Below are 20,291 nucleotides of genomic sequence, written 5' to 3'. Positions count from 1 at the left end.
TATTATAGGGGAAATGTTTTTTCATCGCAAAGGGTTTACAAGTACTCAAAATTGAGTATAATTACGATGTTGTACTCAAATTTGAGTATTTTAATCCGTCTAGAGAGGAAGTTCACCGTATGGATGTTAATAAGAGCAACACCAAGCTCGTCGTGGCCGGTCTTTTGCTGGGCTTGTTTATGTCGGCGCTTGATCAGACGATCGTCTCCACGGCGATGACGACGATTATTAAGAAGCTGGGAGGACTCGAAAGCTTTATTTGGGTGTATTCCGCTTATATGATTGCGATGGTCGTCGCGACCCCGATTTTCGGCAAGCTGTCGGATATGTACGGACGCAAGCGGTTTTTCCTGATGGGCTTGATTCTGTTCCTGCTTGGCTCGATTTTGTGCGGCACGGCGCAGAACATGGATCAGCTGATCATCTACCGCGCGATTCAAGGCATTGGCGGCGGCGCTTTGATGCCAATTGTGTTTACGATTATTTTCGATCTGTTTCCGGGAGAGAAGCGGGGGAAAATGATGGGGCTGTTCGGCGCGGTATTCGGCGTGTCCAGCGTTTTCGGGCCGATCTTGGGCGGGGCGATTACCGATTATATGAGTTGGCGCTGGATTTTTTACATTAACGTGCCGATCGGACTGTTGTCCATCTACTTCATCGCAACGGCGTACCGCGAATCGAGAAATACCCGCAAACAAGTGATCGACTGGGCTGGAGCGGTGCTGCTGACCGGCGCGATTCTGTGCTTGATGTTCGGGCTGGAGCTGGGCGGTTCCGAAGGCTGGGCTTGGGATTCCGTTAAAACAGTCTCCTTGTTCGCCGGTTCCGCTGTGCTGCTCGCGCTGTTCCTGTGGGCGGAGAGCGTCGCGAAGGACCCGATCATCAAGCTGTCGTTGTTCCGTACGCGTCTCTTCACGAGCAGCATGGCGATCAGCCTGTTGTACGGCGGAGTAATGATCGCCAGCGCGACTTATATTCCGATTTTTATCCAAGGCGTATTCCATAAAACGGCGACGGAAACGAGCACGGTGCTAACCCCGATGATGCTAGGCGTCGTGCTGAGCAGTCAAATCGGAGGCAGAGTCGCCAGCCGCTTCAGATACCGGGACGTGATGCTCGTGTCCGCGGTAACGCTGCTGATCGGCTCTTATTTGCTCGGATTTGTGATGAATACCGACACAAGCCGTCTCGTCATCACCCTGTTCATGATCGTGATCGGACTCGGCATGGGCGTATCCTTCTCGCTGCTGAACATCTCGACGCTCGGCTCCGTTCCTCCGCAATACAAAGGCTCGGCCTCGTCGCTGATCACCTTTTTCCGGACCATCGGTTCGGCGCTCGGCGTAACGGTGTTCGGAACGCTGCAGAAGCATCATTTTCAAGAGGGAATTCGGGAAGTGCCGAATATGAGTCCCGAAATGGCGGGACAGATCAAGGGCGGCCAAGCGCTGCTCGATCCGACCATTCAAGAGAAGATGGGATTGTCTCCCGACATCGTGAACGGTCTGCTCTCCAAGCTGGCCGGCTCGATCACTTACATTTTTCAGTGGTCGGTGCTATTGCCCGCCTTGGCGCTCGTGTTCGTGCTGTTGATGGGACGCGCCAGAATGGAAAAAACCGTTCCGGCGCCGCAGGGCAAGCCGGAGGTTTCCTACAACAGAGGTTAGCGCCATGTCGATCCGATTAATCATTCTTGGACTGTTGATGGAGAACAATCGGCATCCGTACGAGATTCGGCAGACGATCAAGAAGAGAAATTGGCATTTGACGTTCCGGATTCGAGACGGCTCGCTTTATTACGCGGTCGATCAGATGCGGGGCGAAGGGCTGATCGAGGTAGCGGAGACGATTGCAGTTCAGGGCGACAACCGTCCGGATAAAATCGTATACCGCATTACGGACAAAGGGAAAGAAGCGTTCACGCGGATGATCTACGAGGAGTTTGGCAAAGACTTCTATCCGCAGCACCCGATGTTTGCCCCGCTCGCTTTCTCGCGGCACGCCGATAACGAGGCAATGGAGGCGCTCATCGCCGAGCGGCTTGACGGCTGTCTGGAAAGAATTCGGAACGTACAAGACGTATTGGAGATTAAAGCAGGCTGGCTGCCGCATGGCGCCAAAAGGATGATCGAGGGCATACTGCGGTTCAGCGAGACGGAGCGCGACTGGCTCACGGAGATGCTGGAGGATGCGCAAAAAGGCTTGTTGAACTCGGCTGACCGGCAACCGGATCACTGACCGGAAAAGGAGATCGCCGAACGTTTGTCGAATTAGTCCGTCAAATCCGCGCGTAAAGCGAGAGAGGCGACATTCCGATGGACGACAAAAAACAGATTAACGCCTGGGTGATGTACGATTGGGCGAATTCGGCTTTCGCCACGACGATTATGGCAGCGGTCATGCCGATTTACTTTATCAGCGTCGCCGGCGGAACCGACGGAAGCTGGAGCTTCACGCAGACGGCCGCGGCGATCGTCGTGGCGCTGCTATCGCCGCTGCTTGGCGCAATCGCCGATCATGCGGGACGGAAAAAAACGTTTCTCCGCGTCTTCACCGTGATCGGAGCGTCCGCCAGCGCAGCGATGGCATTGATCGGCCCGGGCGATATGTGGCTTGCTTCCGTGCTTGTCGTTATCGGCATGGTCGGCTTCGGAGCCGGCAATACGTTCTACGACGCTCTGCTTGGGGACGTGACCTCCCCCGCGCAGCGGGAACGCGTCAGCGCCAGAGGCTACGCGATGGGGTATTTGGGCGGCGGCGTGCTGCTGGCCGTCAATCTCGGACTCATACTCGGCTGGGAGACAATCGGACTGCCGGACAGCACCGCAGCGTCGCAAATTTCGTTCGTGACGGTCGGAGTCTGGTGGTTCGTTTTCTCGCTGCCTTTGTTTCGTCGAGTTCAGGAAACGAGGCTGGCGACGGAAGGCACGGCGGTGGCACACATCAGGACGGGAGCGCGGCGACTTAAGGAAACGTTTCGCCGCATCAAGCGTTATCCCGAGCTGATGAAGTTTATGCTGGCTTACTGGTTTTTCTTTGACGGCATCAATACGATCATCGTTATGGCCGCCAGCTACGGCACGACGATCGGCATCGAATCTACCGATCTGATCGCCGCTCTGCTTATTACACAATTCGTCGGATTCCCGGCGTCGCTCCTGTTCGGCAAGCTGGCCGACAAGTTGGGCAGCAAGAAGATGCTGTACAGCTCGCTCGTCATCTATCTGATCATCGTCTTGTTGGGTTACTTCATGACCAGCGCATTGCATTTCTACTTGCTGGCCTGCATGGTCGGGCTTGTGCAAGGAGGGTCGCAGGCGACGTCGCGATCGATCTTCAGCAAAATGATTCCTCCCGGCCGGAACGCGGAGTTTTTCGGCTTCCTCAGCTTTACGAGCCGTTTCTTCTCGTTCGGCGGCCCGCTCGTATTCGGCATTGTTAAGCTGCTCAGCGATTCGAGTCGGTCCGCGCTGCTGGCCGTTGCCTTTTTCTTCGTCGCGGGCCTTATCCTGCTGACATTCGTCGATTTGGCGAAGGGAGAGAAGGAAGCCGGACAGACGATTTAAGCGGATTATTAAGGAATGACCGAGTCGGCGTAGACGATGTCCGCGCTTCCGCATGGCCGACCGGTTTCGTAGGAGACGTTGCCGAGCAGCTCGCCGAATCGCGCTCGCAGCGGCTCCGCTTCCTCATCTGCCGTCCTTGTCTCCAGCCAGCGCAGCGCCGCAGTCATCGTCTTCTGCGCGTCCTTCAGCGCCTGATCCCACAGCTCCAGCGCGCTGGAGCTGTGAACCGTCGTGCGATCGGTCGGATCGATCCATCTTTGGCGCGACTCGTTCAGCACGTCCCAATCCGGAGTCCGGCGCGGCGGGGAGAACGGCTGCAGCATGCCGAAGACGAGTCGGCCTTTCCAGCCGCTCGGATCGTAGAACAGCCGCTGCGCCTGCTGCATCTGCCGGACGGCGTAATCGAGCTGTTCGGGCGTAATGCGTTCCGCCGGAACCGGATAATGGAGCCGAGCGGCGCGGAGGAAGCCGGAGACGAAATCGCCGGGCAGGCGTCCGTTCGTGTCGATCTCCGGCGAAACCGGAGTTTGGCCAGTATGAATGTCGGCGCGCCGCAACATAATCGCAGAATCCATCGCCGTTTCATAGCGTTGATGATGCCATTTTTTAAAGCCGGAACGGCTGAATACGAACGGATGAAGATGGCGATCCAACAGGTGATGCAGCAGAAACCCGACGCTGTAGGCGATTGCCGGATCGTCCGGAGAGCGGCCTTTTGCTTCTTCCAGCAGCGACAGCAGGAAGGGGCCGCAGCTTTGAGAGTGCATCAACGAACCTAGCCTGTTCAAGTCTGTGTCCCCGCTCTGCCACGGCAAATAACGGTCGTAAAATAAAAAGTCCGGCCCCTGGCAGCCAAGCTGGAAGGCGGTTTTCCATTCGGGAATCTCCATAGGTCTTTCGGCCTGAACGAGGGCTAAAACCTCTCTGCCGAATAAAATATGAGCCCATACATTCGGCATCATTCTGCCTCCCTTGGCAAAAATCAGTGTACTTGTACCTAGGATTTAAGTATAATAGGGGAAAGTGATTACGGCTAGCGGTTCAATCCAAACAGACAAGGGGCGCGTTCAGGCATGAAGGCTGAGTACATCAACCCGTTTTTGGAATCCGCGCGTATGGTCATCGAACAAATGGTGCAGATTCGTCCCAGCACGGGGCAACTGTCGATTCGAGACATCAAATTCGCGGAAAACCATGTATGGATTCAAATTGGACTGACAGGTCATCTAACCGGCGATATCGTATTCGGGTTGAGCGAATCGGTCGCGTTGAGAATCGTATCTGCCATGATGGGCGGATACGCGATTACCGAGATTGACGATATGAGCAAGAGCGCGATTTCCGAGCTGGGCAACATGATCAGCGGCAACGCCAGCACGATGCTTTATAATCAAGGCGTTCACGTTGACATTACTCCTCCGAAAATTATGGAGTCTCATTTCGCATCGGCGACCGGAGCCAGCAGAGCGCTGGCGGTACCTCTTATTATGGATGGAATCGGCGAGATGGAAATTCAGGTTCTCATTGCGTAATAGATAGGAACGAACGCCCCGTCAGGGGCTTTTTTCATGGGACCATTCGGCCGGATGTGTAATTTGGCGGGGAGGGGTTATGATGAGAGTGGAGCTGCGCGGCAAAGTCGTGCTGATTACCGGGGCGTCTAGCGGCATCGGAGCGAAAGTTGCCGTTCTGCTGGCGGAGCGGGGCGCGATTCCGATTCTGACGGCGCGGTCCGTGGACAAAATGGAGCGATTGGCCGCATCCATCTCCGGCGAGCACGCAGTGTACGCGATGGATGTCCGTTCGGACGAGCAGGTTCGGGAGACGGTGGCGCGGGTCGTCGAGCGTTACGGAAAAATCGACGTGCTTCTGAACAATGCGGGTTACGGAGAGTTCATTCGTTTCGCCGATGCTTCGATCGCTCATTTTCAGGACATGCTGGACGTCAATTATATGGGCTCGGTTCGCTGCGCCCATGCGGTTCTGCCCGATATGATGCGTGCAGGACAGGGTCACATCGTTAATGTCGCTTCGATGGCCGGGAAGATGGCAACCGCAAAGTCGACCGCTTATGCCGCAACCAAGCATGCTGTGCTGGGCTTTACGAACGCTTTGCGCCGTGAACTGCAAGGCTCTGGCATCGCCGTCTCGGCGGTTAATCCGGGGCCGATCGATACGCCGTTCTTTGATCGCGCCGATCCGGACGGCCAATATTTGCGGAACCTGGGCGGGTTCATCCTGTCGCCGGACAAGGTTGCAAGGGCGATCGTATCGGTTATCGAGAAGCGCAGGCCGGAGTTGGACATGCCATGGGCGGCATCGGCCGGGACGAAATTTATGCTGTTGTTTCCGCGGCTCGGCAACGCGCTGTTCGGGAAATTATTAAACCGGAAATAGGTTTTCACGAGAAATGGGGTTGGCATTATGGATTTTGTTACATTGGGATTAAACGAGACGCTGGTCGACAAGCTGGCGGCCTCCGGAATTACGCAGCCTTCGGAAGTGCAGCGGCAGGCTTTGCCGGAGCTGTTAAGCGGAAGAGACGGCATTCTCATCTCGCCGACGGGAACGGGCAAAACGCTGGCGTACTTGCTGCCTATGCTGCAGCGGATCGACGGCTCTAGCAAGGAGGTACAGGCGCTTATTCTCGCGCCGACGCAGGAGCTGGCGATGCAAATTATGCGCGAGGCGGAGGCTTACGGGCAGTCGCTCGGCGTTAAAGCTGCGGCGCTGATCGGAGGCGCTTCGTTGGCACGGCAGCTCGAACGGATGAAGAGCAAGCCCGCGCTGATCGTCGGCACGCCGGGACGCGTGCGCGAGGTGGCGAGTACGCGCAAGCTGTCGCTGCATAGGATTGGCTTTGTCGTCGTGGACGAGACGGACCGGATTTTCTCCCTCGGCGGCAAAAACGACGTCGAGAATTTGCTGAAAATGTGCTCCCGTGAGCGCCAGACCGTCTTCGTATCGGCGACCCGCTCGCAGGCGATGCGCGAAGCGGAGGCGAAGTGGCAGAGCAATCCGTGGGTAACCGACGTGACGGAGCAGGAAAATGAGAACGGGCTGTCCTCGACGCTTAAGCACTGGTATTTCCTTGGCGATCGGCGCGACAAAATCGATCTCGTGCAGAAGCTTGTCCGTCATCTAAAGCCGAGCTCCGCGCTGCTGTTCGTGAACGATACCGACAAAATCGGCGAGCTGATCGCCAAGCTGCGCTACGAAGGGCTGTCGGTCGAGGCTCTATACGGAGACACGAGAGGGCAGGAGCGCGGCGAGGTGATGCAGCGCTTCCGCAAGGGCCGCACGAAGCTGCTGATCGCGACGGATGTTGCCGCCAGAGGATTGGACCTTCCGGGGCTGCCGCTCGTCATTCAATTGGAGCCGGCGCTGGATGCGGATCATTACGTACACCGGTCGGGCCGCACAGCGAGAATGGGACGCGACGGAACCTCCATTACGCTGATCGCTCCGGAAGAGCGTTTTATTCTCGATAAATTGGAAAAGCAGCTTAGTATCGTTTTCGAGCCGCAGATGCTCTACGAAGGACGGGTCGTACCGTACGAGGAAGGCATGAAGCGCAAAGGTCCGGGAGCCGGTCGCAGATCGCCCGCTGCCGACGAGAGGGGCGACCGCCCGTTATGGAAGTCGAAGGCGGATTATCTGGCTTCGCTGGAGACTCGCAAGCAGGCCGAAAGCAAGGGAACGCCTAGCGGCGAAGCGAGACGCGAGCGGCCTCAGACAGCGGGAGCTGGCGGAAAGTCTGCAGGCAAGATGGCCGAGAAATCCGTTGGCAAGTCAAACAGCAAGTCGCCGGTAGCGAGCAAGCCTCAGTCGACAGCTCAAGCAGCGCCATCTCCGGCTGCTAAGCCCAAGCCGGGCAAATCGAAATCGGAGCGCGCGAGAGAGCAGAAGAACAAGGGCGCTCCGAAGTGGTTAAAGGCGAAACGCGAAGCCGGTTCTCCGCCCAAGTCAGATTAAATCGAATAAGCCGTCTCCTGTCATGCGATCTTGGGATCGGGACGGGAGACGGCTTATTTTCAATTCCGCATCGTTTAGCGGTACGTTTTCATTTGCAGCTCGTTTAAGCTTTTGAATTCGTACCCCTGCGAGCGCGCCGCGTCAATGATGCGTCCGAGCGCTTCGACATTGTCGCGGGAGACGGAGTGGAGCAAAATGACGGCTCCCGGGTGCAACTGGCCCATGACGCTGTCGTAGGCGTATTGGCCCCCTCGCTGGCTGTTGACGTCCCAATCTTTGTACGCGACCGACCAGAAGACGCCGGTGTAGCCCAGCTCGCGGCAGACGGAGAGCATCCGATCGCTGAAAATGCCCCGGGGCGGGCGCATAAACTTCATCTCTTGCCCTCCGGTAAGCTCGGCGACCGCTTGCCTCACCTTGTCCATTTCTCCGCGAATTCGCTCCGCTCCGACTTGGCTCAAGTCCGGGTGGCTCCAGGAATGGTTGCCGATCAGATGACCTTCCTTGGCCATTCTTTGCACCAGCTCCGCCTGGTCCTTCACGAAATGTCCGGTTACGAAAAAGGCGGCCGGAACCTGCTTATCCCGCAAAATGTCGAGAATCCGCGGCGTAAAGCCGTTCTCGTAACCATTGTCGAAGGTCAGATACAGCTCTTTGCTGTTCGTGTTGCCGAGAAAGATGGCTTGCTGCCTTTGCAGAACGTTCATGAAGCCTTCTTCGGCGATGGACGGCAAGCTTCCCTGCTTGCTTTTCTTGAATCCGAAATGGAAGGGAGACTGGGAATTGGCCGCCGCGGTTGCGGCAAAAATCAGGCAGGCGGCGGCAATGCCCGCCAACATGGGGATCAATCGGTTGCGCATGAATGTCGGCACTCTCCTTACGGACATGGTTCTTAATACCATGGTGCGAAAGAAGCGGAATTATTCACAGCGGGTTGCCGAAGTCGTCCCGAGATTTCCTACCTGAGCCTTATTTCCGACTTTGGGCCTTGCCAGAGAGGGGCTTTTCCTTGGATGCTATTAAAGCGGGAGCTATCCCGTGAATACGATTGCAGCAGAGGAGAGACTTCAGGATGAAACAGATGCAACCGGTTCTTAAAAAGACGGCAGCGGCTACGATCGCTTTGACGCTGCTTGCGGGCAGCGCGGCGGCAACAATGGCTTCGGCGAAATCCGACCATGGCTCGAAACACGGAAACGAAGGGAAACGCGGCGGTAAAAGCGGCATTCATCTGGATTATAAAGATTTGAACGGGAAAGAGTGGAAGTGGGCTTACGAGCCGATCATTCGATTGGCCGCCCAAGGCGTATTCAACGGCTATGAGGACGGCAGCTTCAAGCCTCGCAACAACATCAGCCGGATTGAGGCGCTTGTCGCTGCGGTTCGTCTCCTGGGCCTCAAGGAAGAGGCCGAAAAGCCGGAGAATAAGAACGCCAACCTGAATTTCAAGGATTTCGACCAGCTGCAGAAAAAATACGGTTGGGCGGTCGGCTACGTCGCCGTGGCGCTGGAGAACGACTTGTTCTCCGAGACGGACACTAAGATTCAGCCGGACAAGCCGGCATCCCGGCTCTGGGCCTCCGTTCTGCTCGTCAAAGCGATGAAGCTGGAAGCCGAAGCGAAAACCAAGATGGATACAGTGCTGCCGTTCCGGGACGCTAAGGAAATTCCCGCGGGCTCAGTCGGATATATCGCGGTGGCGCTGGAGAAAAATCTGATCAAAGGCTACAACGACAACACGTTCCAGCCCAACCGCCCCGTTACCCGCGCGGAGCTGGCGTCGCTGCTGGACCGCGTCGATCAGCAGCTTCCCGAAGAAGGCAGAGCGCAAGCGATCGTCGGCAAAGTCGAGACCGTCGCCAATAATGCCTTGACCGTGAGAAAGTCGGACGGAACGGCAGTAACGGTACCGGTAGACGCCAACGTGTTTATTTTCCGCGACAATGTCAAAGCTTCGCTCTCCACAATAAAATCCGGAGACGAGGCGCTCGTTCGCACGTATGAGGGCAAAGCGGTGTTTATCGAGGTGACCCAAACAGCCGATGCGAACACGCAGTTCGTCGACAGCGGCATCCTGACCTCCTTCACGCTGAATCCGGACGGCAAGCTGACTACAGTCTCCCTGAATAAAACGCTAAACGGCGTCACTCATGTGATTATTTACAACGTCGACGCGAACGTCTCGATCAGCGGCGGCGGTCTGACCTCGAACGTGAACGTCGTCGTTCGCGGGACGAACAGCCTCGTGCAAACGATCGAAATTCAATCTTAACCCGTCATAGCGATGTTTCGAACAAAAGGCTGTCCCACAAGCCAACCAAGTTGCTCTGAAAGATAATCGATGATAAAGGTTCAAGAAGGTATGTACCTCCCTCTCTTTGTCTATCGATGATCGCAAGCAACTCTGCTTATGGGACCGCCTCTTTTTTTTTGCTTAGCTCTCATTATCCGCTTCGCGTACTCTTCCGGGAAGCTCTCGCGCTCAGCTCCGCCAAGAACAGCGACAGAAGGACGGGCAGCATAGTCATCGCTTCGACGGTGAGAAATCCCCACGTTCCGACGGAGAGCGCCTTATACCAATGGTAATCCGACAACCAGACGCATACAAGAACGAGCCAGACGCCTGACGCCGAATAAGCCAGTCCGTAAGCTTTCATCCGAGACACCTCCGATTCTACCATTCCTCGCGATAAGCCTCCCTATACCGAGTAAAAAGGGGACCCCTTGCGCATACTGAAACGGCGTCGAAAGGATGGTACGATATGGAACGCCGGGAAGTGATCAGCAATTTTCAATTGATGTCCCTTATCGTCATATCGACCATCGGGACGTCCAGCTTGTACGCTCCTGCCACATTAGTCCGTTACGCCGAACGGAATTCGTGGTTTTTGGTGCTTGCGGGCGGCCTGGCCGGCCTGTTGAATCTGTTTATTTTAATGACTTTGAACCGGATGTATCCGGACAAAAACTTGATCCGCATCTGCAAGCATGTGCTAGGACCTTGGATCGGGGGCCTGCTTGCTTTCGCGGTCATATTTTACTTTATCGACGTTACCGCGTGGATAGTTCGAGAGTTTGCCCAGTTTTTCATCGTGGCGCTAAGCCCGGTCGTCCCCCAGTCCTGGTATTTGGCCACGGGCGTCATCATGGGGGCTTACGCGGTCTATCGAGGTCTCGAAGCCTTCAGTCGCGTGTCGGAAATCGTGCTTTTTGTCATCGTGCTTACTTTTCTGGGCATATACGCCGTGTTGATCTCGCAATATCATCCGGAATATTTGCTTCCCATTCTTGAGAACGGTTGGCTTGAGCCGCTTTCCGGCATTATCCCCGTCTCCTCTTGGATCGGCGATCTCATGTTCATCTCGATGATGCTGAATCACGTGCGCCGAACGAAAAAAACGGCAGCATACGCCGTCGGGGCCGTGGTGGTTACGACGATTCTGCTTATGATGTCGGTGTTGTCTTGTACGTTGCTGTTTGGAGCGAAGGCGTCCGAATCTTTCACTTACCCAAGCATCAGCCTGATTCAGAACATCCGTCTATTTCGGCATATCGAGCGGTTCGACGCGGCCCTCGTCGCCGTATGGGTGATGAGCTGCTTTATCAAGATAACCGTTTATTTATGGTCGGCGCAGCAGGGACTGACCGATCTGCTTAATCTGAAGAAGCCTCGTTTGTTTCTTATTCCGGTTGCCGCAGGAATTTATGTTTGCGCCAAGTTCAAAGTATGGGGACTCATTGAGCTAGGCAGATTTTACGATCAGCAAGCCTGGTATTTCTGTCTGTTCCAGTATGCCGTTCCGGGATTCCTTCTACTGGCCGCATGGCTAAGAGGAGACGGCGGCAAAAAGAAGGTGGGCGCATGAAAGACAGACAAACGGAATTCTCGAAGGATTTGGCTGAGAATGTTAGACGGATAAGGGAATACATGCAGCATACCGACGATTTGATCTTCGTCGACCGGGAGCTTGCTTCGGGAAAGCCGATCAAGATCGCTTATTTGCAGGGCTTGACCGATGATCGCAGGCTGGAATATTTGCTGGCCCATGCCAGAGAGTTCGGAAGCGAAGACTTTGCGTTCGGCGACCACGGGTGGCGAAAATCGATTCAGCAAGGGGCGGAAAGTCTTGCGGCCGGACAAGCGCTGCTGCTGTTCGCGGATCCGCCGGGCGCCGCAGCCATCGATCTATTGGGCGTTCAGCTTAGAAGCGTAGAAGAGCCGTCGAGTGAATCGACAGTCAAAGGACCGAGAAGCGGTTTTACAGAGTCCCTTACCAATAACCTGGCGCTGGTGCGTTACTACTGTCCTTCTCCCCAGCTTAAAATCGAGAGCCGCAAAATTGGAAGTCTGAGCCCGACCCCGCTGGCGGTTTTGTCGGTTGGCGGCATCACGAACCCGTCCATTCTGAAAGAGGTTCATCGCAGAATCGACGAAATTACCGCCGACTTCATAGTGGGAAGCAATGCGATCGAGGAGTGGATCGCCGATCACCGGGGAACGATGTTTCCGATGGTGGAATCGACCGAACGGCCGGACCGCGTCGTCGGCGCGCTGATGGACGGGCGAATCGCGATCATCGTTCAGGGCACTCCGTTCGTCATTTTGCTGCCCTTCGTTTTTTTGCAGGCCTTTCAGGTGGGGGAGGACTACTTTTGGAATTTCTATATCGGTTCCCTTCTCCGCATGCTCCGGATTTTTTGCGGTTTGATCGGGTTGCTGCTGCCGGGCTTCTACGTGGCAACGGTTACTTACCATCACGAGCTCGTGCCGACCGCGCTTCTTCAGAGCATTGCCGCCGCGAAGGAGCCGGTACCGTTCCCGGCCGTCGTGGAAAGCTTCGCGATGATGTTCGCTTTCGAAATCATGCGCGAAGCGGGCATTCGCATGCCGAAGCAAATCGGGCAGGCGGTCAGCATCGTCGGTGCGCTCATTCTCGGGCAAGCCGCGGTGGAAGCCGGGATCGTGTCGCCGATCATGGTCATCGTTGCGGCGCTGACAGGCATTTGCACATTCACGTTGCCTCCGAACGCTATGAATTACGCCATCCGTCTCCTGCAATTCGGGATGACCTTCCTCGCTTCACTTCTCGGCTATGTCGGGCTTGTGGCCGGGATCATCGGTTTGCTGGTTTATTTGGCTTCCTTGCGCTCATTCGGGATTCCGTACTTGGGACCTGCAGCGCCCCTGAATGCGCAGGAATTGACGGATGTTATCGTGCGGCGTCCGATTCCTTGGGACTCGAAGCGTCCGACTTTGTTTCGGGCGCTTAACCCTTATCGATTCAGAGGCGGAGACAAATGAGAGCGGCAGGGCGGATCGCGTGGGTGTTAGCCGTTTGTGCATTGGTGTGTTCGGGCTGCGATGGCAGTCTGGAATTGAATGAACTCTATATCGTTCATTCCGTTGCCTTAGACGCAGGAAAGAACGGAGGCGTGAAGCTGTCCGCAGAAATTGCAAGGCTGGAGTCCGGACAACAACAGCCAAAAGGGATGCAGAACAAGACGTTTATGTTGACTGGTGAAGGAAGCAATATTTTTGAAGCCGCCAGGCTGATGCGAGCCAAATCGGACCGCACGCTGCTATGGGGACAAACAACGGCAATTGTGATCAGCAAAGACATCGCGCTGCAAAGCTTTGACAAACAGATTGAGACGCTTCGCCGTTTCCGGCAATTTCGCAACACAACGCTCGTCTACATGATCGACGGACAGGCTTCGAGGGTATTGGAAGTAGAGATGCCGAACGCTTCGATCAGCGCTCAGGCTTTAAGGGGATTGGCAGAAGGAGGGGAAATCACAGGGCTGACTTCCCAGATATCTCTGCTGGACATTTACAAGGATAGAATCAACGGCTACCAAGAGATTTGCATACCGGCGGTCCGGGTGCTGAAGAGCAAGGACGGAGGCGCCGACCGTCTAATTAAAGCCGCCGGTTTTTTCGCGTTCCGGGGCGAACAACTGGCAGGCTTCATGCCGGCCCGGATAAGCAAGGGCTATCTCAGGGCGTCCAATCGCATGAGGAGTACGATCGAAAAGCTGGCTTGCGACGGGAAACCCGGGAACACGATCGCATTCGAGAACACGAGAAGCAGCAGCCGGGTTGCAGCGTCGCTCGATAAGACCGGAACGCCGAGCGTTCGGATCGAAGTCGACACGGATTTGAATCTGGTCGGACAGCCTTGCGAGGATCAGACGGTAACTCCCGAATTGATCGCCGAGTGGGAGAAACAGTTGAATTCGGAAATCGAGGACCAAATCAATGGGTTTATCGCATTTTCTCAGCAGCACGCGACAGATTTGCTGGGCATCGGCGAGCGGATTCATCGGAAGCAACCGCAGCAGTGGAAGCGGATCAAAGACGAATGGAGAGAAATTTACCCGACTTGCCGGTTCACGGTTGAGGTTAACACCAGAATCGACCATACCAACTTTACGATTTGAAGCCGCTTTTTTGTAAAGCGGGTCTCCCGCCCGTTATAATAAGGTGAACAAGGCGATTTGTGCCGCTTATCGGGGAGGCTGGGGATTGGTGGTATCCGGGCAGGAGAGAACGAGCGCGCCCGCGCTTGCAATGAAGGAGCTAACGGGAGGTTACAGCCGGAGGCGTCCGGTGCTTCACGGCGTGTCGATGACGCTGCATAGCGGCGAGCTGTTGGGCTTGATCGGGTTGAACGGGGCCGGGAAGAGCACGGCGATCAAACATATTTTGGGGCTGATGGTTGCGCATAGCGGGGAAGTTCGCGTCGCCGGAGCGACGCTGGAGGAGAATCGGGAACTGTATCGCTCTTCCATCGCATACGTGCCTGAGCAGCCGTCGCTGTTTCCTAATTTGACGGTGAAGGAGCACTTGCATTGGACGGCGCTTGCTTACGGTCTGAATCGGGAGGCGGCGGAGAAACGGGCGGAAGAATTGGCGACGACGTTCCGGATGACCGATGCGATGAAAGCTTTGCCCGACACGCTCTCCAAAGGGATGAAGCAGAAGGTCATGCTGATGAACGCCTTGCTCGTTCGCCCGGCTCTGCTCATTATTGACGAGCCGTTTCTCGGACTCGATCCCCTGGCGATTCGCGGATTGGTGGCCGCACTGGACGAAGCGCGCGATGAAGGGACGGCGATTCTGCTTAGCTCGCATATTTTGCCTGCGCTGGAGCGCAAGGCGAATCGGCTCGTCGTGCTCCACAAGGGCCGTCTGATTGCCGAGGGCACGCCGAAGGAAGTGAAGGCGGCAGCCGGCTGCACCGGAACGGAAGCGACGCTGGACGATGCGTTCGAGGCGTTGGTGGAAGCTGCGGAAGGGGGCCGCAAGGGTGAGTAGAATCGCGCATGACGAACAGCGCGCCTTCTTGCACTCCCTGCGGAGAGAGCGCACCGCCGCCTTCCGAAAGGAGATCGTGCCGTATTTCCGCTATGTGCTCCAGAGCGGCTTCGGCTTGTTTGCATCGGCGATCTTTTTTACCTTGCTGATCGGGTACATGGATTTGATCAAGGCGGTACCCGCCGATTGGCCGGCGAAGTGGGTCGGCGCCGTCGTTCTCTCGCTTTCGGCCCTTCGCGCTCCGCTCCGCACGTACTTTCGACCCGCCGACTCGGTATTTCTGCTGGCGATGGAAAACCGCCTGCTGGAGCAGTACGTCGCCGTAGCGCTGCGCAAAGCGGTTATTGCGGGCTTATTGCGGACGCTTGCCGTATTTGCGCTGTTCGCGCCGATCTATATTCGTTCGCCTCAGACTGCGGCTCTTGCCGATGTGCATCCGCCGATCGTTCTAGCTTTGCTGTTTGCTGCGCTGACTGGGATTAACGTCTATGGGGGCTGGCGCGAACGAAGAGCCGCGGCGCGAACGTGGCGTATCGGGCTGAAAGCCGTTCGAATAATGCTGACTGCGGTCGCCGTAACGGCGCTTCTGCTGAAGCCGCTGGCGGTGGCGATTCCGTTTGCGGCAGTCGCTGTCGCGGTTTTGGCGCTGCTGTGGAGGCTGCCCGCACAGCATGCGCTGCCGTGGGACAGGCTGATTGAAGAAGAAGCGGCTGCCAGGCGCAGATGGATGGGCTTCCTGAGCTGGTTCGTGGACGTGCCGACCGAAACCGCGAAGCCGACGTACAGGCGCTGGATCGCCTGGGTTGGCGAGCTTATTCCGTGGAGCAGACGCAAGGCCTGGCATTATTTGTACGTTAAAGTGTTTTTGCGCGGGGAGACGTTCGGGGCCCTGTGGAGATGGATCATCGTGACGTGCTTGGTCGTCGCCGTATCGGGAAGCGCACTAGTCGATGCGCTTGTCTTCGGCGCATCCGTCGTCGTGTGCGGGCTGCAGCTCAGCGAGTTGAAGCGGGTTCGCTTCGTGGAAACGGCGGATACGCTGCCGATCGCTCCGCAAGGCAAGCTTGTCGCAGCGGCGGCGGTCGCGCGCGGGGCGGGCTTGGCGGCGGTCGCTCTGATCGGAGCGGCCGTGCCGGCGACGGCAGGCCTGGGAGCCAATCCGGGAGATGCGGAGGTTTTTCGATTCGACTACTGGCTGGCCGCAGCCGGATTCGGACTGCTCTGGTGCGGATGGTGGATGCCGCGCAAAATCGCAAGATTTACGGACGAGGACGATTTGTGAGAGGCGGGCTTGGGCGGAATATGATTTCGAAATAGAAAAAGGCTTCTCGTCCGGCCTGCCAGCCGGCAACGAGAAGCCTCTTTTTTGCTTGCAGTTATAAAATTAAGCTTTTCCTGCTTTGACATCCAGCACGGCTTGATAGATTCGGTCGAACAGGTCTTCCAGGTCGTTCTCCTCGATGCAGGAGAAGGCGACGCGCAGATCGGTTTCGCCCAGGGCGATCGTGCCCACGCCGTAATCGCTCAGCAGTCGCTGACGTACGGTTTCCGCGTCTACAGTCAGGTTAAGACACATGAAGTAGCCGGAGTTGAACGGGTAATACGTCCAGACGTCGCCGTACTTGCCGCTGTCGAGCAGAGCTTTAACTTTGTTGGCACGTCCTTTCATAATAACGAACTTCTCTTCCTTCTGGGCTTGGAAGCGATCGGACTTAAGCGCGCGCAAGATAAACGTTTGCGACGGATGAGGCCCGCTGGAAATCGTGGAGCGGATGTTGCCGATCGTCTTTTGCTCAAGCGCAGACAGGCTCGCTTCGCTCAGTCCGCCGTAGGTGATAAAGCCTACCCGGAAGCCCCAGACGTACTCTTCTTTGGTCGCGCCGTCGACTTTAATGGCGAGAACGCGCTCATGCAGACCGCAAAGCTGTCCGAACAGCGATTCCTGCAAGGAATCCTCGAAGAACAGGCCGAAGTAGGCGTCGTCGGTGACGGCCACGACGTTGATGCCGGCTTCCGCGGCTTCGCGAACGGCGTCGACGATGGCGCGTCCTTCCTCGGCTCCCGGCGTGTATCCGGTCGGGTTGATTGGGAAGTTAAGCAGCACGATGGCTTTGCCCTTGTCCTTGCGGGAAAGCAGAGCGTCGCGAAGCCCCGCGGAATTGAAGCGGTTGTCCGCATCGTACAACGGATAGTACACCATATCCGCGCCGCGGCGAACGTGGTAGGTCAGCTCGTAGTTTTCCCAATTTTTGTCCGGGACAATAACCGCGTCGCCTTCGTCGGCGAACAAGTCTCCAACGATGCTGAGGCCATGCGTCAGCGCGTTCGTGACTACCGGAAGACTGATCGCCTTGCCGGCGACGGACGGGTTCTCGGCCAGCATTTTCTCGCGCCAGATCGTACGCAGCTCCGGCTTGCCTCCTGGAGGGGCATATTCGTAAAGATCCTTCGGATCGTAGGCGGTCAGCGTTTCCTGTATAACCTCCAAATGCATCGGCTTGCCGTTCTCGGTGGCGATGCCGATCGTGGCGTTGTAGGCACCCGCTTTCTGCTTCGCTTCGGCGGATTGGCTCAGAATGCCGAGCTTAGGCAGGTACATCTTCTTGCCAAGATCGGATAGCATTTCGGCAACGTGCGGATTGTCGCGGGCAAGCGTCTCGTTCAATTGCTGGGCAAGGGGATTCATCACTTTCATCCTTCCAATCGTCATTAGGTGATATTATACACCATTGGTCGATTAGCGTCATGGTATGAGAGCGTTTTCTTGTAAAAAAAGGATACCGATTTATCACTTTTCACCAATTCGTTTCATAGGCGGATCGCCCTTGTGAGCGAGCGTTCGCAAATGCGAATTGAGCGGAAGAAGCAGGTTGCGGGGCAAGCTAAATTAAGGCTTGGAAAAGGGAAGCTTGCGCTAGATTGCGAAATCGTGCACGCCGCACATTGACAACAGAAAAGATACATTTTAGAGTAAAATGACTAGTCCATTGATAAGGAAAGGGAAGCCGATGACATCACCGTTTGCGTATTCCGCCAAGCTGGCCGATTGCGGCAGCAAACATCTGGCGATGTATTTGGCCATCCGGGAGGCGATTATGGAAGGGACGCTGTCTCCGGGGGAGAAGCTGCCGTCCACAAGACAGCTGGCCGCACTGTACGGGCTGTCCCGGGGAAGCGTAAGCTTGGCCTACGAGATGCTGTCGGCGGAAGGCTTCGTGGTGACTGGCGTCGGACAGGGGACGTTCGTGGCGGGAGCGGACTGGGAGTCGGCGACAAAGTCAGCCGTCTACCTAAATGGAGCGGCGTGCGGAATCGATGCGACGATGGAGGACGCCCAATTGACGAAATGGGGCCGCCGTTTGCTCGATCTCCCCCAAGCGGCGCATCCGCCCATTCCGACGCTTGAGCCCGAACGGGAAGAAGCAATCTCGTTCGTACCGTCGGGGCTTGGCCCGGAGCGGTTTCCATGGCAGGAATGGAAGGCGGAGGTCGCCCAGCAGTGGAAGAGTCTCGGAGTGTCCGGCCACGCCGACGGTCATGCGACTGAAGGGAGCCTGGAACTGCGCAAGGCAATCGCGGGCAGATTGCGTCGGGAACGGGGCATTCCGTGCCGCGAGGACGATATCGTCATTACCTCCGGCTCCATGCAGGCGATCGCTCTGCTGGCGCAGCTGCTGCTGGAGGAAGGCAAGTCCGCAGTGATCGAAAATCCTTGCTACGCCGGAATTCGCAACGCGGTGATGACAACGGGAGCTTCCGTTATTGCAGAGCGGACGGACGGCGGGGGCATCGTGCCTCGGGATTGGGAGGCGTCGGTGCTGTTCGTCACGCCGACCCGACATTTCCCGACTGGCGTCGTGCTTAGCTACGAGCGCAGACAGGCGCTGCTCGCATGGGCGTCCAGACGCGGCGCCTGGATCGTCGAGGACGATTACGACAGCGACTTTCGCTGGGGCGGACGTCCGATCGAGCCGCTCAAGTCGCTGGACAGGGAAGGCCGAGTCGTCTATGTCGGCACGTTCTCGCGCTCGATGAGCGCCAGCATGAGAATCGGCTTCGCGGTCGTTCCGAAGGAGCTGATGCAGCCGTTCCTGTTGGCGAAGAAGCTTTACGATCCGTATCCGACGGGGATTGCGGAGCAGCAGGCGCTGGCAAGCTGGATGTCCTCCGGCGGCTACGACCGGCATATGCGCAAGACGCGCCGCATTCTCGGCAAGCTCGAGCAAAAGCTGCGCTCCAGTCTGACTGCGGATTTGCAGGAGCTGTTCACGGCTGTTCCGTCCGATGCCGGATTGCATGTGTATGCAAAGTGGGAAGGGGCGGAAGAGGATTACCGCCGATTGGTCGAGGAGTGCGCGCGAAGCGGGGCGATATGGAGGGACGGATCGGCTTACGATATTCCGATCGGAGGGTCGCTCGAAGAGAAGGCGCCGCCTTCGGCGCTGTTCGGGTTCGCCCATCTGAGCGAAAGGGAGATTGAAGAAGGCGTTCGCCGCATCCGTCAGGCGGCTCTGGCGCTGAATGAGCTAAGAGCAAAGCCGGAACAAGGAGGTTTCGTTCATGATTAATCTAGCGCCTGAGTCGTTTGTTTTACATTCCGCCTTTGCGAAAATTTCGTGCGAGCCGGGGTGGAAATGGCAGAAGCGGGAGAAGCCGCTTGCCAATTACGATATTTTCTACGTATGGAGCGGCGAAGGGGAGCTGTCTCTTAACGGGAAGATGTACGAACTGGGCAAGGGCAGCTGCTTTCTTTTTCGAAAAGGGGATCATACGTGGGCGACGCACAACCCGCAGAAGCCGCTTGTGCTCACGTACATTCACTTCGATACGGCCGAGCCGGCCCAGGAAGTTCCGGTGCCGTACCGCGTATTGGAGGATACGTTCGACTTCGAGCATTTGCTGTCCAAATACGTACGCCTGTTTCTGGTGAAAACCTATGCGGCCGAGATCGAAGCGCAGCTGATTCTCAAGCAGCTGATCATCCATCTGCTGCGCTGCGACAGGCAGGAGCCCGTCGAGCGGAAAGTCAGCAATCAGCTAAGCGAGAGCATTCGGGAAGTCGCGAACTACATTTTGCAGCATCCCGGCCAAGCTCATCGCGTCGAGGATCTGGGCAAGCGCGCGGGGCTGTCTTCGCGATATTTTTCGATCAAGTTTAAGGAACTGATCGGCATGTCTGTGCAAACCTACATGATCCGGGCAAGAATCGAACGCGCGCAGCATCTGCTGCTCCATGCGGGCATGAACGTGACCGAGGTCGCCGACGCGTTAGGCTACAGGGACATTTTTTTCTTCAGCCGGCAGTTTAAGCAGTATACGGGCAAAAGCCCTTCGGAAATTCGCTAGGGCGTGTATGCATACTCCGAGGATAGTAGATTTGGCCGAATTTTCGTTCCATGCAAGGAACTTTTGTGAAGGCGTACCGGGGGTAC

At 56.6% G+C, this 20,291-nt stretch carries 18 protein-coding genes; 14 read left to right on the top strand and 4 right to left on the bottom strand.

Features of this window, described 5'->3' with window-relative positions:
• Nucleotides 1–119 precede the first annotated feature (119 nt).
• From J4772_RS20020 to J4772_RS20010, 3 genes are all read left to right on the top strand, one after another.
• Nucleotides 120–1,667, top strand: coding sequence for an MDR family MFS transporter (locus J4772_RS20020; RefSeq protein ID WP_116062237.1), 1,548 nt, complete (start codon nt 120–122; stop codon nt 1,665–1,667).
• 4 nt (nt 1,668–1,671) lie between these two features.
• A complete protein-coding gene (locus J4772_RS20015; RefSeq protein WP_116062238.1) occupies nt 1,672–2,238 on the top strand; it encodes a PadR family transcriptional regulator in 567 nt (188 codons plus the stop codon).
• 77 nt (nt 2,239–2,315) lie between these two features.
• On the top strand, nt 2,316–3,566 hold the full coding sequence (locus tag J4772_RS20010) for an MFS transporter (protein ID WP_209071120.1): 1,251 nt from the start codon (nt 2,316–2,318) through the stop codon (nt 3,564–3,566).
• A gap of 8 nt (nt 3,567–3,574) precedes the next feature.
• Here J4772_RS20010 and J4772_RS20005 read toward each other — a convergent pair whose 3' ends face one another.
• Nucleotides 3,575–4,528 (bottom strand): zinc dependent phospholipase C family protein, encoded by a 954-nt coding sequence (locus J4772_RS20005; protein WP_247740787.1) that lies wholly within the window; start codon nt 4,526–4,528, stop codon nt 3,575–3,577.
• A 111-nt stretch (nt 4,529–4,639) separates the two neighbouring features.
• On the opposite strand from J4772_RS20005, the gene J4772_RS20000 reads away from it, so the two are divergent.
• The 3 genes from J4772_RS20000 to J4772_RS19990 all read left to right on the top strand — a co-directional run bounded on the left by J4772_RS20000 (nt 4,640) and on the right by J4772_RS19990 (nt 7,541).
• Nucleotides 4,640–5,098, top strand: coding sequence for a chemotaxis protein CheX (locus tag J4772_RS20000; RefSeq protein ID WP_116062241.1), 459 nt, complete (start codon nt 4,640–4,642; stop codon nt 5,096–5,098).
• A gap of 88 nt (nt 5,099–5,186) precedes the next feature.
• Entirely contained in the window at nt 5,187–5,963 is a 777-nt protein-coding gene (locus J4772_RS19995) for an SDR family NAD(P)-dependent oxidoreductase (RefSeq protein WP_209077305.1), read from the top strand.
• A 27-nt stretch (nt 5,964–5,990) separates the two neighbouring features.
• Nucleotides 5,991–7,541 (top strand): DEAD/DEAH box helicase, encoded by a 1,551-nt coding sequence (locus tag J4772_RS19990; RefSeq protein WP_209071118.1) that lies wholly within the window; start codon nt 5,991–5,993, stop codon nt 7,539–7,541.
• A 74-nt stretch (nt 7,542–7,615) separates the two neighbouring features.
• On the opposite strand, the gene pdaA is transcribed toward J4772_RS19990, so the two are convergent.
• Nucleotides 7,616–8,401 (bottom strand): delta-lactam-biosynthetic de-N-acetylase, encoded by a 786-nt coding sequence (pdaA, locus tag J4772_RS19985; RefSeq protein WP_209071116.1) that lies wholly within the window; start codon nt 8,399–8,401, stop codon nt 7,616–7,618.
• Nucleotides 8,402–8,613: 212 nt separating this feature from the next.
• Here pdaA and J4772_RS19980 point away from each other — a divergent pair, with 212 nt between their 5' ends.
• Nucleotides 8,614–9,813 (top strand): S-layer homology domain-containing protein, encoded by a 1,200-nt coding sequence (locus J4772_RS19980; protein ID WP_247740786.1) that lies wholly within the window; start codon nt 8,614–8,616, stop codon nt 9,811–9,813.
• A 172-nt stretch (nt 9,814–9,985) separates the two neighbouring features.
• On the opposite strand, the gene J4772_RS19975 is transcribed toward J4772_RS19980, so the two are convergent.
• The gene (locus tag J4772_RS19975) at nt 9,986–10,198 is read right to left on the bottom strand and encodes a hypothetical protein (protein WP_209071114.1); all 213 of its coding nucleotides are present in this window, start codon (nt 10,196–10,198) and stop codon (nt 9,986–9,988) included.
• Nucleotides 10,199–10,303: 105 nt separating this feature from the next.
• Between J4772_RS19975 and J4772_RS19970 the strand changes: the two genes are divergently transcribed.
• The 5 genes from J4772_RS19970 to J4772_RS19950 all read left to right on the top strand — a co-directional run bounded on the left by J4772_RS19970 (nt 10,304) and on the right by J4772_RS19950 (nt 16,141).
• Nucleotides 10,304–11,407, top strand: a complete 1,104-nt coding sequence (locus J4772_RS19970; protein WP_209071112.1) for a GerAB/ArcD/ProY family transporter — start codon at nt 10,304–10,306, stop codon at nt 11,405–11,407.
• Nucleotides 11,404–12,843 carry a spore germination protein gene (locus J4772_RS19965; protein WP_209071111.1) on the top strand — a complete coding sequence of 480 codons (1,440 nt, stop codon included), beginning with the start codon at nt 11,404–11,406 and terminating at the stop codon, nt 12,841–12,843. Before J4772_RS19970 ends, J4772_RS19965 begins: the two co-directional genes overlap by 4 nt.
• Entirely contained in the window at nt 12,840–13,982 is a 1,143-nt protein-coding gene (locus J4772_RS19960; RefSeq protein WP_209071109.1) for a Ger(x)C family spore germination protein, read from the top strand. Before J4772_RS19965 ends, J4772_RS19960 begins: the two co-directional genes overlap by 4 nt.
• A gap of 130 nt (nt 13,983–14,112) precedes the next feature.
• Nucleotides 14,113–14,859 (top strand): ABC transporter ATP-binding protein, encoded by a 747-nt coding sequence (locus J4772_RS19955; RefSeq protein ID WP_209077301.1) that lies wholly within the window; start codon nt 14,113–14,115, stop codon nt 14,857–14,859.
• Entirely contained in the window at nt 14,852–16,141 is a 1,290-nt protein-coding gene (locus J4772_RS19950; protein WP_209071107.1) for an ABC transporter permease, read from the top strand. The genes J4772_RS19955 and J4772_RS19950 overlap by 8 nt, the downstream gene beginning before the upstream one ends.
• A 102-nt stretch (nt 16,142–16,243) precedes the next feature.
• Here the strand turns inward: J4772_RS19950 and J4772_RS19945 are convergent, their stop codons facing one another.
• A complete protein-coding gene (locus J4772_RS19945; protein WP_116062249.1) occupies nt 16,244–17,545 on the bottom strand; it encodes an aminotransferase class I/II-fold pyridoxal phosphate-dependent enzyme in 1,302 nt (433 codons plus the stop codon).
• Between the two features lie 322 nt (nt 17,546–17,867).
• On the opposite strand from J4772_RS19945, the gene J4772_RS19940 reads away from it, so the two are divergent.
• Together J4772_RS19940 and J4772_RS19935 are read left to right on the top strand one after the other, a co-directional pair.
• On the top strand, nt 17,868–19,427 hold the full coding sequence (locus J4772_RS19940) for a MocR-like pyridoxine biosynthesis transcription factor PdxR (RefSeq protein ID WP_209071105.1): 1,560 nt from the start codon (nt 17,868–17,870) through the stop codon (nt 19,425–19,427).
• Entirely contained in the window at nt 19,420–20,205 is a 786-nt protein-coding gene (locus tag J4772_RS19935; RefSeq protein WP_116062251.1) for a helix-turn-helix domain-containing protein, read from the top strand. The genes J4772_RS19940 and J4772_RS19935 overlap by 8 nt, the downstream gene beginning before the upstream one ends.
• Nucleotides 20,206–20,291 lie beyond the last annotated feature (86 nt).

The organism is Cohnella sp. LGH (assembly GCF_017671885.1).
Taxonomy (GTDB): domain Bacteria; phylum Bacillota; class Bacilli; order Paenibacillales; family Paenibacillaceae; genus Cohnella; species Cohnella phaseoli.
The sequence above is the reverse complement of the archived record's forward strand: the minus strand, read 5'-3'. Positions and strand labels throughout refer to the sequence as shown.